Annotated in this window: 12 protein-coding genes; 6 read left to right on the forward strand and 6 right to left on the reverse strand. The window is 41.9% G+C overall.

Translation table 11 applies throughout. The features are described from left to right. The 5 genes from IAE27_RS00005 to IAE27_RS00025 form a co-directional block, all read left to right on the forward strand. The coding region (locus IAE27_RS00005) for a fimbria/pilus outer membrane usher protein (protein WP_200091498.1) at nucleotides 1-2,326 on the forward strand (2,326 nt) is incomplete at its 5' end. 9 nt (nucleotides 2,327-2,335) lie between these two features. Beyond that, nucleotides 2,336-2,878, forward strand: coding sequence for a fimbrial protein (locus IAE27_RS00010; protein ID WP_004099259.1), 543 nt, complete (start codon nucleotides 2,336-2,338; stop codon nucleotides 2,876-2,878). A 12-nt stretch (nucleotides 2,879-2,890) separates the two neighbouring features. Continuing rightward, nucleotides 2,891-3,397 (forward strand): fimbrial protein, encoded by a 507-nt coding sequence (locus IAE27_RS00015; RefSeq protein WP_115239969.1) that lies wholly within the window; start codon nucleotides 2,891-2,893, stop codon nucleotides 3,395-3,397. A gap of 25 nt (nucleotides 3,398-3,422) precedes the next feature. Then, complete coding sequence (locus IAE27_RS00020; RefSeq protein WP_227685210.1) at nucleotides 3,423-4,358, forward strand: fimbrial protein; 936 nt, start codon at nucleotides 3,423-3,425, stop codon at nucleotides 4,356-4,358. Next, nucleotides 4,351-5,811 (forward strand): EAL domain-containing protein, encoded by a 1,461-nt coding sequence (locus IAE27_RS00025; protein ID WP_023329290.1) that lies wholly within the window; start codon nucleotides 4,351-4,353, stop codon nucleotides 5,809-5,811. Before IAE27_RS00020 ends, IAE27_RS00025 begins: the two co-directional genes overlap by 8 nt. Nucleotides 5,812-6,137: 326 nt before the next feature. Here the strand turns inward: IAE27_RS00025 and IAE27_RS00030 are convergent, their stop codons facing one another. Then, nucleotides 6,138-6,530, reverse strand: coding sequence for a DUF1090 domain-containing protein (locus IAE27_RS00030; RefSeq protein WP_004099273.1), 393 nt, complete (start codon nucleotides 6,528-6,530; stop codon nucleotides 6,138-6,140). Nucleotides 6,531-6,780: 250 nt separating this feature from the next. On the opposite strand from IAE27_RS00030, the gene IAE27_RS00035 reads away from it, so the two are divergent. Beyond that, a complete protein-coding gene (locus IAE27_RS00035) occupies nucleotides 6,781-6,993 on the forward strand; it encodes a hypothetical protein (protein ID WP_004099275.1) in 213 nt (70 codons plus the stop codon). 25 nt (nucleotides 6,994-7,018) lie between these two features. Here the strand turns inward: IAE27_RS00035 and IAE27_RS00040 are convergent, their stop codons facing one another. The 5 genes from IAE27_RS00040 to IAE27_RS00060 are packed head-to-tail and all read right to left on the reverse strand — an operon-like array spanning nucleotide 7,019 to nucleotide 12,936. Continuing rightward, complete coding sequence (locus tag IAE27_RS00040; protein ID WP_004099280.1) at nucleotides 7,019-7,750, reverse strand: molecular chaperone; 732 nt, start codon at nucleotides 7,748-7,750, stop codon at nucleotides 7,019-7,021. Beyond that, nucleotides 7,750-9,096, reverse strand: coding sequence for a fimbrial protein (locus tag IAE27_RS00045; protein WP_023329293.1), 1,347 nt, complete (start codon nucleotides 9,094-9,096; stop codon nucleotides 7,750-7,752). The genes IAE27_RS00040 and IAE27_RS00045 overlap by 1 nt, the downstream gene beginning before the upstream one ends. After that, entirely contained in the window at nucleotides 9,096-11,687 is a 2,592-nt protein-coding gene (locus tag IAE27_RS00050) for a fimbria/pilus outer membrane usher protein (RefSeq protein WP_077253658.1), read from the reverse strand. Before IAE27_RS00050 ends, IAE27_RS00045 begins: the two co-directional genes overlap by 1 nt. After that, nucleotides 11,647-12,357 carry a molecular chaperone gene (locus IAE27_RS00055; protein WP_077253659.1) on the reverse strand — a complete coding sequence of 237 codons (711 nt, stop codon included), beginning with the start codon at nucleotides 12,355-12,357 and terminating at the stop codon, nucleotides 11,647-11,649. Before IAE27_RS00055 ends, IAE27_RS00050 begins: the two co-directional genes overlap by 41 nt. Nucleotides 12,358-12,399: 42 nt before the next feature. Next, nucleotides 12,400-12,936, reverse strand: coding sequence for a fimbrial protein (locus tag IAE27_RS00060; RefSeq protein WP_023329294.1), 537 nt, complete (start codon nucleotides 12,934-12,936; stop codon nucleotides 12,400-12,402). Nucleotides 12,937-13,538 lie beyond the last annotated feature (602 nt).

The following is a 13,538-nucleotide window of genomic DNA, read 5'->3' on the forward strand; positions in this document are numbered from 1 at the left end:
CATCGTTAACTTAAGATACAAAAGCTGTCCGGAGATGGCGGGTCAAGATCAGGTCAATACCCTGTCCATTCCCGGTATGTCTGTGTTGGCAGCAGATGCCTGTACACCGCTTTCTATTTTGATACCTGAAGCTACCGTTCGCTTTGATGTTGGGCTGCAGCGTCTGTATATGACTATTCCGCAGGTATACATGGATAGCCGGGCTCGCGGCTATATATCACCTGAATTATGGGATCCGGGCATTAATGCCGGGATACTGAATTATAGCCTGACGGGAAATAATGCTCGCAGCAAAAACGGCGTCACCAGTAATTATACTTATCTGAATCTGCAGAGCGGTCTGAATCTGGGGGCCTGGCGCCTGCGAGATAACACCACATGGAGCTACAGTTCTGGCACGGTTCATGAGAATCGTTGGGAGCATGTTAATACTTATGCAGAGCGTGACATTGTGGCGTTACGTTCACGCCTTACGCTCGGCGACCGGTATACTGACGGTGATATCTTTGACAGCATAAACTTCCGCGGCGCAAGGATTGCCTCGGACGATAATATGTTGCCGGACAGCCAGAAAGGTTTTGCCCCTGTTATCCGGGGTATCGCACGCGGCACGGCGTCAGTGTCAATCAAACAGAACGGGTATGAAATTTACCGGAGTAACGTTCCACCCGGTCCCTTTGTGATTAATGACCTGTATGCGAATGGCAGTAGCGGTGACTTGCAGGTCACCGTGAAAGAAGCTGACGGCACCACACAAGTATTCACTGTGCCTTACTCTTCAGTGCCATTGCTCCAGCGTGAAGGCCATACCCGTTATGCGCTGACCGCAGGGGATTATCGCTCAGGTAACCGACTACAGGAGCATCCGGGTTTTTTCCAGGGAACCGTGATGCGGGGCCTGGCCGGTGGATGGACCGTGTATGGCGGAACGCAACTGGCTGCCCGTTACCGGGCATTTAATGCCGGTGTCGGGAAAAATATGGGGGTCCTGGGGGCCGTATCGCTCGACATCACTCAGGCAAATTCGCAACTTCCTGATGATACTGACCACCAGGGGCAATCTCTGCGTTTTTTGTATAACAAGTCGCTGAATGAATTGGGGACAAATATTCAACTGGTGGGATATCGGTATTCCACTGAAGGATTTTTTACCCTTGCAGATACGGCATACAAACGGATGTCCGGCTATAACGTTGTCACGCAGGACGGAATTATTCAGATCAAACCCAAATTTACTGACTACTACAACCTGTCCTATAACAAGCGAGGGAAAGTCCAGCTAAGCGTGACCCAGCAGTTGGGAAGACAGTCCACTCTTTATATTAACGGTAGTCATCAGACGTATTGGGATACGAATAAATCAGACCAGCAATTACAGATTGGTCTGAATACCGTGGTGCAGGATATCACATGGGGGCTCAGCTACAGCCTGAATAAAAATGCCTGGCAGGATAACAATGATCAGATGCTGGCGCTGAATGTCAACATTCCTTTCAGTCACTGGATGCGTTCCGATAGTCAATCAGTCTGGCGACACGCCAGCGCCAGTTATAACGCGTCACATGATCTGCGTGGGCGGGCAACCAATACAGCCGGACTCTACGGTACGTTATTGGAAGATAATAATCTGAGCTACAGCGTTCAGACTGGCTACGCTGGGGGCGGGCAGGGAGCATCTTCCGGCACGGGTTATGCCGCGCTGAACTATCGCGGTGCCTATGGCAATACAAATGTGGGCTATAGCCATACCGATGGTTATCGCCAGCTTTATTACGGCCTCAGCGGTGGTGTCCTGGCTCATGCTAACGGACTCACGCTCAGCCAGCCAATGAACGATACCGTTGTTCTGGTCAAAGCGCCGGGGGCCGGTAATGTGAACATTCAGAACCAGACCGGGGTAAAAACGGACTGGCGTGGTTACGCCGTACTGCCTTATGCCTCAGATTATCGTGAAAACCGTGTTGCGCTGGATACCAACACGCTTGCCGATAATGTTGATTTAGATGAAGCCGTGGTGAGCGTTGTTCCGACGCACGGGGCAGTTGTGCGCGCCAGTTTTGAGCCCAGAGTGGGGCTGAAGGTACTGATGACTTTGTTGTTTAAAGGTAAACCGGTCCCCTTTGGTGCGGTTGTGACATCCGAAAACAATAACAGCGGAAGTATCGTTGCTGATGGTGGTCAGGTTTATCTCACCGGTTTACCGCTTACCGGCCGACTCCTGGCAAGCTGGGGGGATACACCGGATGCACAGTGTCGCGTGGATTATACATTGCCTGAGGAAAGCCGGAACAAGGCGCTCAGTGAATATCGTGCGGAATGCCGCTGAGGAGATAACATGACTGGTAAATTTAACCGGTGGTCTGCCGTTGTGCTGATATTAATGACGATGATCCCGGGTACTCTTCTGGCGGCAGACAGCACTATAACTATCAAGGGTAATATAAAAGATAATACCTGTGCCGTTGCTCCTTCATCCCAGTATATAACTGTTGACTTAATGAATAATGCGGTAAAGCAACTTTATGCTGTCGGAAAAGTCACTACACCTGAAATTCCGTTCAGCATTGAACTGGCCCCATGTGGCGCATCCGTTATTGCCGTTAAGGTCGGTTTTGTCGGGATAGCTAATGCATATAATACCAATTTGCTGGCGATAGATGCCGGAGGTACGGCGGCTTCAGGAGTTGGAATTCAAATCCTGGACAGTGATAAAAATCAGATTGCAATAAATGCGGATAGCAGCGCCCTGAGCTGGACCCCGCTGACGGCAAATACATCGAACACGCTTAATTTTTATGCGCGATTAATGGCATCAAATATGCCTGTCGTTGCAGGATTAACGAACAGTACAGCAACATTTACTCTGGAATACCAGTAAGCTGAGGTAATTATGCAGAGTGTGAAAATAAAAAATAGTCTTTTAGTTGCATTTCTTTTTGCATTTGTTAGCCCTGTATTTTCTGCTGATGTAACTATTACGGTCAACGGTAGCGTTGTGGCTAAACCCTGCACGGTGTCAACATCGGATGTCACTGTCTATTTAGGGGACTTGTATACGTTTAATTTATTATCAGCAGGTTCGTCTTCAGCGTGGCATGAAGTTTCACTCAATCTGACAAATTGTCCCGTTGGAACATCCGCAGTAACCGCAACTTTTTCCGGTAATGCTGACGCTACGGGATATTATAAAAATTTGGGAACCGCGACCAATATCCAGCTGCAGCTGCAAGATTCTTCAGGTAATGATTTGAATAATGGTACGAAAACACAAGTGTCAGTTGATGATTCAACTTTATCTGCCAACTTTCCTCTACAGGTGAGGGCTCTATCCGTGAATGGTGGAGCTACGCAGGGAAGTATTGAATCTGTAATTAGTGTGACTTATACATATCAGTGAGGGGAAAATGCATTTAATATATTTCATGAGAGTTTTTATTATTGCATCAGTAGCCCAGCTGACATGGATTAATTGTGCCAGCGCATTTACCTGTTATGATGCTACAGGAAATACACTTAACAGTGGTGCAGTGACGGCTACAGCGAATGTGTATGTAAACCTTCAGCCGAGTGTAGCGGTAGGGCAAAACTTGGTTGTCGACCTTTCGTCTTCTATTTTTTGTCGTAATGATAATCCGAATACACGAAATGATAATGTCAGCATGCTGAAGGGATCGGCATATGGTGGAGTATTAACAAACTTTACCGGTACAATGAGATATTATGGTTCGAGCTATCCTTTTCCTCTAAATTCAGCTACCGGTACACATAATTTTACATCGGGAAGTTATACTCCGTGGAACACTCAGCTTTACTTGACACCTCTGACCTCAGCTGCCTCGGCTGCCGGAGGGATAGCGATCGAAAGCGGGACGATGTTTGCCTCTCTTGTCATGTATCAAGTAGGCTCTGATAAAACCAATGGTGGCAATGTCAGAACAGCAACTTTTACCTGGAATCTGTACGCCAATAATAGCGTTGTAGTTCCAACGGGTGGCTGCGATGTATCAGCACGCAACGTTGCAGTGACTCTCCCTGAGTATCCTGGAAGTGCGGTTGCTGTACCTCTGACAGTTCACTGTGGTTCTAACCAGAGTCTTTCTTTTTATCTATCTGGCAATACCGCAACCAGCAACGATATATTTCTCAATACCTATTCTGGAACCAGTACTGCTTCTGGGGTTGGTATACAATTGCTCCGCAATGGAAACGCCATACCAGCAAACCAGAATGTTTCTTTGGGGACTGTTGGCACCTCATCGGTAAGTTTGGGACTGACGGCAAATTATGCTCGTACATCTGGTCAGGTTATAGCCGGTGGTGTTCAATCAATTATTGGCGTAAATTTTGTTTATGATTAAGCAAACAAAAGTAGAATATTCTGTTGCTTATATTGTTTCCCCTTGCGCTATGGCGGCGGCAGGCCTGAAGGAATTGATAAGTAATCAAGGGGTTGCGACTAAAGTTATATTACTTAACGATGCGAGTGTTGATACTACCCATTCTGAGGATGATGACGTAATTGATACTTCTGGTTTGTATGTATTTTATATACCTAAGGAATCTTTTTATTTCCTTTTGATGTTGATCTACATAGCTGAGAGAATAAAAAAAGTTCATCCAGATACTGATTTCGTTTTCATTAGTGGTGTGTCGTGTTCCTGGCTTCATCAAAATATACTGCAAATGGCTGGTGGGGAAAAATTTGTTTTTAGTGCGAAGATTATCTCCTCAAAATTGAGTGTAAAACGGCTGGAACAATATTTTACTCGAGTGAGAGAGAACCTACCTTTCACCTCAAGAGATCGTTTCACTGTTAACAGAAGAGGAATGAGTAATGAAGGACTAACCCCACGCGAAACTGAAGTCCTTCTTGACCTGTTCAGCGGTACTGATACCGCGCTTGTTGAAAGAAACAGAAATGTAGCATCTAAAACTTTATACAATCAGAGAAAATCAGGGCTTAGGAAAATGGTTGAGAATTCTGCTGAACTTGCCGGGAAACTTCCGGGGGCATCAAAAAGATGGAAGGCAAGATTGGCTCAAACGGAAATGTCTTCTTATGAAAAAGACTTCGTGACCGGTATAGAGATGCAGGAAGTTTATCAGGTTTATCAGCCAATAATAAATATATCACGGGAAATTTGTGGCTTCGAAATACTCACTCGCTGGCGTCAAAAAGGGTATGTAATCCCCCCGAATGAATTCATTCCTGATCTTAAATCTGAAAGCGTCCTGTTGCTACTTACCGCTATGAGCCTCAAAAATGCCATCGATGGAATAAATAGGTATGAGGGGGATTATTTTTTTTCTATTAATATACATCCAGATTTGATTGGCTGCCCTGGTCTGGTTAACATGTGTATAGAAGCTTGTCGTCAGTTGAAAGATACTCGATGGAAAAGTCAGCTTGTACTTGAATTTTCTGAAAAATCAGATTTTTATACATCACGTGATGTAGAGAATAATCTTAATATGCTAAGTGGAATGGGCATGATTCTTTTTTTGGATGACTGTTTTTCTGAAGGAAGTGTTTTTTTTCCTGTCAGAAAATTTTCTTTTAATGGGTATAAACTGGATAAAAGCATCATTGATGATGTTTTAACAAGTAAAGATGATATAGCGTTAATTACGTCTCTATCAGGATATTGCTCGCTGACAGGAAGGCGATGTATTGCTGAAGGTGTGGAAGATGTTTTTACTTTCGAAAAGTTGAAGCGGCTTGGTATCGAACTTTTTCAGGGTTATTTCTTTCATCAACCAGCGAGCGAAGAGGAATTGGCTGCTCTGGTATTGAAATCTAAACCAATTTAAATAAAAGTGACAATGAACATAATTTATTTATAATAAATGTTGATATGATTTAAAAATGATAAAATTAACGGACTACTCAGGCAAAACCGTAATAGTCAGAATAACGGAAATAAGAATGGTTCAGAGCCATGGCGACAAATCACTTGTTTTTATAAAAGACATTCATGAGCCTATAAAAGTTAATCATAGACTTGAAGAGATTGAAGGATTGATTCAGACGCAGAATTCAATAATGAATCTGGATGATAAATTCTGAAAATTAGTGCCAGATAACTGGCACTAATTTTTTTGTATAGCGAATGAAAGTGTTATTTCAGAATCTATATTTATTTATTCAGTTCGCTTTGTGCTTCAATGAGCTCACTTTTAGCCTCCTGAAGTTTTTTCTCTTTTTTATTTATCTTATCAGCGTTACCAGTTTCTTTAGCTTGATTAAGTTCAGTCATTCTTTCGGTAACTTTTCTCTCTTTTTCAGAAATTTTATTTTTTCGTTCCTGGGTCAATTTTTCATCAGTACAGTTTTGACGTAATTCGCTCAGGGCTTTTTCCAGACCCGATATCCGGTGTTTATTACCGTGCTGAGTTGCATAGTCAATTTGCTGTTGGATTTGCTGTTCTTTAGCTACACAACCTTTTAATTCACTTGCAGCATACGTGCTGAAAGACGAAAAAGCGCCGATGAATGTCAGGCAGGTTAGTACTGTTCTTAGTTTTTTCATAGTATATCCTTAATTGAATTAATAAATAATGACGTCTTTGTCAAAGACTATATTTAATTATAAATCATCATCAATTTCAATATATTGATTGGTCGTTTTGTCCTAAATAGGATGAATCCTATCAAGATTTTTAATTATTGGAAATGATAGAAGTGCAATACTGCTTAAGTATCATGTGATAACTTAAGATATGAAAAGACATTATATAACCATCATGTTATAATTATGACTCTTGGTAAAGGACTACAATATGCAAGCATTGCTTTCATCGTGTGCGCTAGTCGCAATATCTTTCTCGGTACTTATCTTCTTTTATGCTTTCTGGTTATTTTTTACAGAAGGGGATATGCCTTTTGTAAATATACTCGTTGCTCTTGCCTTGATCATTATTGCTTTTTATTGTCTTGTCTGGTATACGCTCATTATACTCAAGAGTGATGGTATTGATTTATCAATTTTTTAGCCTTTTTAGGATTTTCAGCTATTTACTATAAAGTAGACATGCTTTTTGTTATTTTTTCCACCTCACCTTCATCATTAATAATTTTGAATAGAATGGTATTGGTGTTTTTTATTGGTTCAGCTGTAATCGGTGTAAGTGAAAAAAAACTCTCCGAAAATGGCTTTATCATCAGATCCAAATCGGCAGTTGCTTTATAATTTCTTCCCTGGGTGTTAACAATAATTCCATTATAAGATAAGACATAACCGCTATTATTAAGGCAAATCAAGGATAAATGAGTATCCTGCTTGAGTGAGCATGATACTGAATTTCCTGCATCATTAACGCTACCAGTAAGATTTTTTGGGCGATAAATAAGCTTTAGTTGTGTTTTCATTGACATTAGTAAGTATTTATCAATTCCAGGTATTTCTTTGATGGCTGGAACTTCATAAATATTTATCCAATAGAGGCTTTCTCTATCTGTTGGTAATTTTTGGCCATTAAATATAACTCTAACTGATTTTATTTCATTAGGGCGTAAATTAAATATTGGAGGAATCAGAACAAATGGTGATGAAGCGCTCTGCTTGAAATTGTTAACCTCGCCTGAATCCACCCATGTCTGGACAAATGTTGGATATGGATTAATATTCATGATATTAACGCTTTGAGTGCTATCGCCTTCATGGTAAATCACTCTGGTTTTTTCAATCAACATCCCCGCATGGCTAATTGGCGTAAGCAGGAACAGTATTATTAATATTGTTTTACCCATCACTGAACCCTCACCCAGATGTAAGCTTTAGCGCTGACTTTTCCCGCAGTCACCGTTTGGCCAGGTATTTTCTTCAATGTAGCAGTGAATACAGAATTATAACTGGTGTACCCTGACGCCGCACTACCAATAGATGATGCACCGTTTAAAACAGAATACCAACCCACATCATTACCGCTTGGGCAACCGAGTGAAGTACACACTCCCCATCCTAAGAAATTCATCGCTGTGCCGGTTGAGGTATTGCTTAGGGCAATACCCACGCCAGTTGCAATTGTAGAATTAGTCCCATAGCCATCTGAAAGTAAATAACTGACACCGCCTGATGCGTTTACCAGCCCAAGTTCCTTTGCCGTTAAATAACTTTCATAGGGCACTTGCAGTCCTAATGCTGTACTACCGGAGGAAATTCCGGAGACCGCGGCATTATCACACTCAATAGACACAGTGAAATTTGCCTGTGATGTTCCACCGTTATTGAGTGATTGAATGCTAATTGTAGGCAGCAGTACTAAAGGCGTTACATTGCGGGCCACGCAGGTAGATGTATGGGTCAGAGTAGATATAGGTGACGTTCCCATTCCCATTGCGATCCAACGTCCTGTCCCCCATGTGGTGTAGTTATCGGCAGAATCGGAACCGATAGGATCGCTAGCAATACCCGGTCCTTTGAAAGTGACATAGCCATTTGGTTGTATGCAGGTATAGCTAGACGTGCCTGTTGGTGACGCCATTCCTGAATAAGGGGAGCTGGCAACATAACCACCGCAGTAGTTACTTTTCCCCTGCCCTGGCAGTTTGCTTATTCTGATAAGATCTGCGCGAATAGCGCTAAAATCTTTAACACGAATTTGTATTTTGTTACCCACTGTTGCGTAGCTAGTAATAGGATATTGCTGCCAGTAGCGAGTAAATGGAAGTCCTGAATTAATATGTGTTAATTTTATACCTACGTAGGGGAAATAGGTGGCAAAATAGTTCTCATGGGAATCATCCTTACCCAGATCGAAGTATCCACCGACACGATCGTCACCGTTTGTTGCGAAAACTTCATAGATATTTCCTGCGTCAGTTGCGTCGCATTCATATAAAACAAGATCTCCAGCTCCACTACTGCTATACCTAACTGCAGTAGTAATACTGAATACCGTACTCGCTAATGGCGTGCCAACGGGTTGAAGGTAGCTGCTGGTAATGTTGACGTTGCCGAGGCCAATCCCCACACCACAACTATCGCAGCCAGCATCGATAGATGACTTTCGCGTACAGGTTGCATGAGCCTGAGTGAATGAAAGTAACCCGAGCAGCATCAATAATGTCAATATAAATGATTTTGAGCGAATCATTATTTACATTCTCCCTGTGTTTTTATTATTGGATCGTCTTTATCTGCATCTGAAATACGGTAATGTAAATTGCAGGAATAGTTATTCCCCCATTTCACGATTAAATTGTCTTCAAGTTTATCATTACGTACCCATGCTTGATTATTTTGTCCGACGGTTCCGACAGGATTGTCCTTATTATTATAAACGGTGGCGCCTAACGGCAGCGGTTTATTATAGTTGATATTTATTAACATCGGGTAACCATGCAAGATGCTGAACTTGACTCTTACCATTGCTCCGACCATCGGTGCGATACGCTGGCTTCCTGAAACAATCTCTGCGTTTTTATTGATTTCAGACGAATCAAGGGCAACGTTATTATACTGATAAGGCGCAATAGAAGGACTCAATGCAAAGCCAAATCTGTCGACGGTCGTATTTTGGCTACCGACAACCTTCGCGCCCTGAGCACCTTTTGCTTCAATTAAGGCAAATGTATCTCCCAGGTATGGGCCAAGAGTCACTCCATCTTTGTGAAGAACGATTGCTCCTTGCAGTCCTGCTGAGCCTTGAGAATAACTTTTCGCGTGGGAAAGCGTTCCCTGAACCGAACCGAAGGAAGTCGAGGTTTGTAATGTCCCGCCAACGGATTGATTATTAGCGTAATCATGTGCATAGGTCAGACCATAGTTAATTGGTTGGTTTGTGCTCATTAAACCTGACAAAGTGGATTGTAGCGTAGATCCTACTCCGTTTTGCTGGGTGTAAGTACTACTAAGAGTATTTTGTTGATTTCGTCCAAGGGGGATGGAAATAGAGACTGAACTTAACGTTTGCTGAGTGGATGAATAATAGTTATTGATATAGTTATCGTAGCCAATGCCACCATCAATGTAATTATTTCGGGCTTCACTGTAGCGGGTTCGTGCAATAGAAGCATTGAAAGAAATACCATTGGCGAATTGTTTGTTGTATCCAAACTGGTATTGTCTGTCATTGCTTCGGCCATCCCGATACGCTTGTGTCGAGCCTGATACCCATAGACTTCCCAATATATCCATATCCTGAGTTACGGAGATTTCAAATCGGGAGGATTGGTTTAAAGTTGTTGATGTCCAGTTGAGATTATTCTCGGTCCAGGCTTTACGCAGGCCTAAAACATCGGACAGATCTCGATAGCCTGCTGTTGAGTAGCGGTAACCGGCAATAGCAATTGTTGTATTGGTTGGCACAATCCGTTTGCTGTAACTTGCATGGAACATCCAGCCTGTTTGATCGCCATCTGGCAAGTTTGCTTGCGAAAAGGTGGTATCAAGCCCGAATGCACCTAATTCAGAGGAGTACACGCCTCCCATCACCCCGGAGAGATAACCTTCAGCGATACGACTACCAAAATTCGTCGTAATATTGTTGCTAAGACCGTACTGTACGGTTAATTCAGCAAATGGATCGCTATCGCCAACGTAGCGAGAATGACCGGCTATGGCGGAATATTTATACATTCCTTCTCGCACAGATTCTGGTCCTGCTGCATAGGGGACCGTAAATACATTCACTGAACCATCAGCTTCCTTTATCGTGACGGATAGATCGCCTGAGTATGACACGGGATAAAGATCATTAATCTCGAAGTTACCAGGTGGTACGGTGCTTTCATAGATTACAGCCTTCCCCTGACTAATAGTGACTTTGGCATTACTTTTGGCAACTCCCCTGATAATCGGTGCATAGCCTTGTTGTGACTGTGGCAGCATGCGGTCATCGGAGGATAGAGATATTCCCCTAAAGGCAAAGCCTGAGAAAAAACTACCGCTGGTGTAGTTATCACCGACAATCAAATTACTTTTTATGGGTAAAATTGCCCGCTGCAGATATGCGCGGTTTGTTGACCACTGCGTTGTACCGGGATCGCTGTGTGACCATGTTCCTTGTTGATGTAGCTGCCATCTACCAAAGTTTATAGCGTTATTTAAGCCTACCCAAGTAGATTTGTAACTACCGGAACCCGCTTCAGTGAAACGAGAATAATATTGATTGATGCTGTAGTTAGATAGCAGCATAGTTTCACCGTCATCTAAATCATCAGGTGAAACGTAGCCCCTGGGCTCTTTTGCCAGAACAATTTCTGGCAGACCGATCTCGACCAACATTTTTCGCATATCAGTGTTGATAGATACGTTGGGAACAATGTCAGGTAAAAAGTTACATTCACCGAGTTCTTGTTTTATCTTGTTTTTCAATGGAATGAGCTGTATCTGTTTTCTTGAAAAACAGGGTTGCGTTGAACCATTGTGTATCTTAAAAACAATATTATCATGAAATAAAAAAAGACCATTTAGCTGCACATCTACCGAATAATTACCGGGTTTGATTTTATCAGTAGATACGTAGTTGATAACGTCATCAACAGGCAGGCCACTTCCTTTCAGAAGGGTCGTATCGAATACATAGCCACTGCTATTATCATTAGAATTTGCCCTACTTGAATCAGCATAGGCAAAGATTGGCAATATTAAAAATACCAATATTGATGCTGTTTTACCCGGCATGTATTTCATAAATAAATTATTATTCTTTAAGTTTATGTTTTTGAACAACGCCGTAGTCATTGATATAACTAACGCTGATGCTTTTCTGTACCTGGGTATTATTACAGTTAGTCGGCAACGAAAATGTTGAGTTTGGTGCAATCATTTGCATCGGTATCTCTTTATTTGCCGAGCCAAAGGTTGTAGTTAGCGAGATACTATTTAAATAATATGGAGACTGGTTGCTAATAATCAGACTACATCCGTGAGAGTCGTTCGTGATTTTATAATTAACAAAATCGAACATCTGCTCATAGGAGATTGGCAAGTTGTCGGGACGCAAGAAAATCTTGACAACACTGTTAACAATAAGTACCAGTTTATTCTTGTTACGTTCATCTTCAAGTATAGAAGGTACTTGGGTAAAATGCAGGTAGAAAATTTGTTCTTTCGACAGTTTCTTCTGTGCGTTTGTGTAGATAAGACTAATGATTTGATCTTGATGAGGGTTTATTTTGAATACTGCCGGGGAAATAGCAAAAGGACTCTCTCCAGCTTCTGATGCCGTAGTATTTTCGGCCGCGGATACCCACGTCTGAACAATATATGGAAAGCTATCGTTGTTGGTAAAGGTTACCGGTTTTTGAGATTTTGATGCATCATAGATGACACGGTTTCCTTGCATGACAACACTTGCTTCAACTGAGAAGCAAAAGGTACATATGAATGGAAGCAGGTATTTTATCATCATAGTCTTCTTTAAAGGCACACATTATGTGTGCCTTTTTGTTTATTATTGGTATGAAATGGAGTACTGCGCAGATGCAACAACTTTACCAGCAGTAACACCCGTTGATTCGGCGTAGTATCTGGCCGTCAGTTCCTGAGAACCCGTCGTACTACTTTCCGCTTTGGTAAACGCAGTTGTCGTTACCGTAGAACCGTTGACAAATGAAAGCGGGGTGGAACCATCACTGTCGACAATTTGGATGGATACATTGTTTGCGGCAGGTGAAGTTGCTGTGTTACCTAAATTTCCAGCTGCTGTCACGTTATTGCCAGCAAAGACGGTTTTGATGGTGGCCGCACTTGAGGCACAATCCGTCACGTTCACCGTAAATTTTGTATCACCAGCTGTTTTTGCCGCAGTGTCAAGATCTGCGGTTGATACCGTTGGTAACAACACGATAGGTGCCGTTGAGTTGCCATTTATATTAACCGTACAGGTCTGCGCATTAACTTCGCCCTGAAACTGAACGGTGTTATTGGATGCAGCTAAAGCTGATGTGGTTAATATCGCTAGTGGGATAGCTAACAGTTTGACTTTCATAGAATTTCCTTTTGTTTTCCTGACAGGTGTACTTTGCAGTTATTTACAGTTCGAGCATTATTAAAAAGTGAGTGAATTAATATTGAGTGAGTGCGGTTAGTCTATGGAAAACCTGAATAACATATGATATTTGGTCCTTCTATAGCCTGCGGTACTGCTATTTAAATTATTAAAATCATTATGGTTATTAAAGTCTTTTAAATCAACTACTTACAATTATTTTTATGACGATGAATCTACACGAAAAATTAGCTTTTTCCTTATGAATTGAAACGCTTAAAACCAATCTTTATAAATAATGCGGTCCATTATATGTTGCAAAATTGGTTACTTTAATTTTTTTGATGTTTTTTTTATAAAATCAGATTCTTCCCAAAAGAATCAGCAAGCCGCTCTTCTTTGGGAAGAATCCTAAAAAACGTGAATGTCACTATAAAATTTGTTATTTTTATTTTGTTGCACATAATGGTCAGAGGTTGTGCGATTGAGTGCAAATAACTAACAATGTTGTGATTCTTGTATTCTCCTTGTTTTAATCTTGCTTTTGTCGGTCAGGAATGTAATGAAAATTACACTCATTCGTGACGCGATGAATATCTTTG

Source organism: Klebsiella sp. S69 (assembly GCF_016516145.1).
Taxonomy (GTDB): domain Bacteria; phylum Pseudomonadota; class Gammaproteobacteria; order Enterobacterales; family Enterobacteriaceae; genus Klebsiella; species Klebsiella oxytoca.

Excerpts from the sequence above, each read along its gene's own strand:
- IAE27_RS00020 (WP_227685210.1), top strand. The coding sequence starts at position 3,423 with ATGAGAGTTTTTATTATTGCATCAGTAGCCCAGCTGACATGGATTAAT.
- IAE27_RS00025 (WP_023329290.1), top strand. The coding sequence starts at position 4,351 with ATGATTAAGCAAACAAAAGTAGAATATTCTGTTGCTTATATTGTTTCC.
- IAE27_RS00050 (WP_077253658.1), bottom strand. The coding sequence starts at position 11,687 with ATGACTACGGCGTTGTTCAAAAACATAAACTTAAAGAATAATAATTTA.
- IAE27_RS00010 (WP_004099259.1), top strand. The coding sequence starts at position 2,336 with ATGACTGGTAAATTTAACCGGTGGTCTGCCGTTGTGCTGATATTAATG.
- IAE27_RS00015 (WP_115239969.1), top strand. The coding sequence starts at position 2,891 with ATGCAGAGTGTGAAAATAAAAAATAGTCTTTTAGTTGCATTTCTTTTT.
- IAE27_RS00040 (WP_004099280.1), bottom strand. The coding sequence starts at position 7,750 with ATGGGTAAAACAATATTAATAATACTGTTCCTGCTTACGCCAATTAGC.
- IAE27_RS00060 (WP_023329294.1), bottom strand. The coding sequence starts at position 12,936 with ATGAAAGTCAAACTGTTAGCTATCCCACTAGCGATATTAACCACATCA.
- IAE27_RS00035 (WP_004099275.1), top strand. The coding sequence starts at position 6,781 with ATGCAAGCATTGCTTTCATCGTGTGCGCTAGTCGCAATATCTTTCTCG.
- IAE27_RS00045 (WP_023329293.1), bottom strand. The coding sequence starts at position 9,096 with ATGATTCGCTCAAAATCATTTATATTGACATTATTGATGCTGCTCGGG.
- IAE27_RS00030 (WP_004099273.1), bottom strand. The coding sequence starts at position 6,530 with ATGAAAAAACTAAGAACAGTACTAACCTGCCTGACATTCATCGGCGCT.
- IAE27_RS00055 (WP_077253659.1), bottom strand. The coding sequence starts at position 12,357 with ATGATGATAAAATACCTGCTTCCATTCATATGTACCTTTTGCTTCTCA.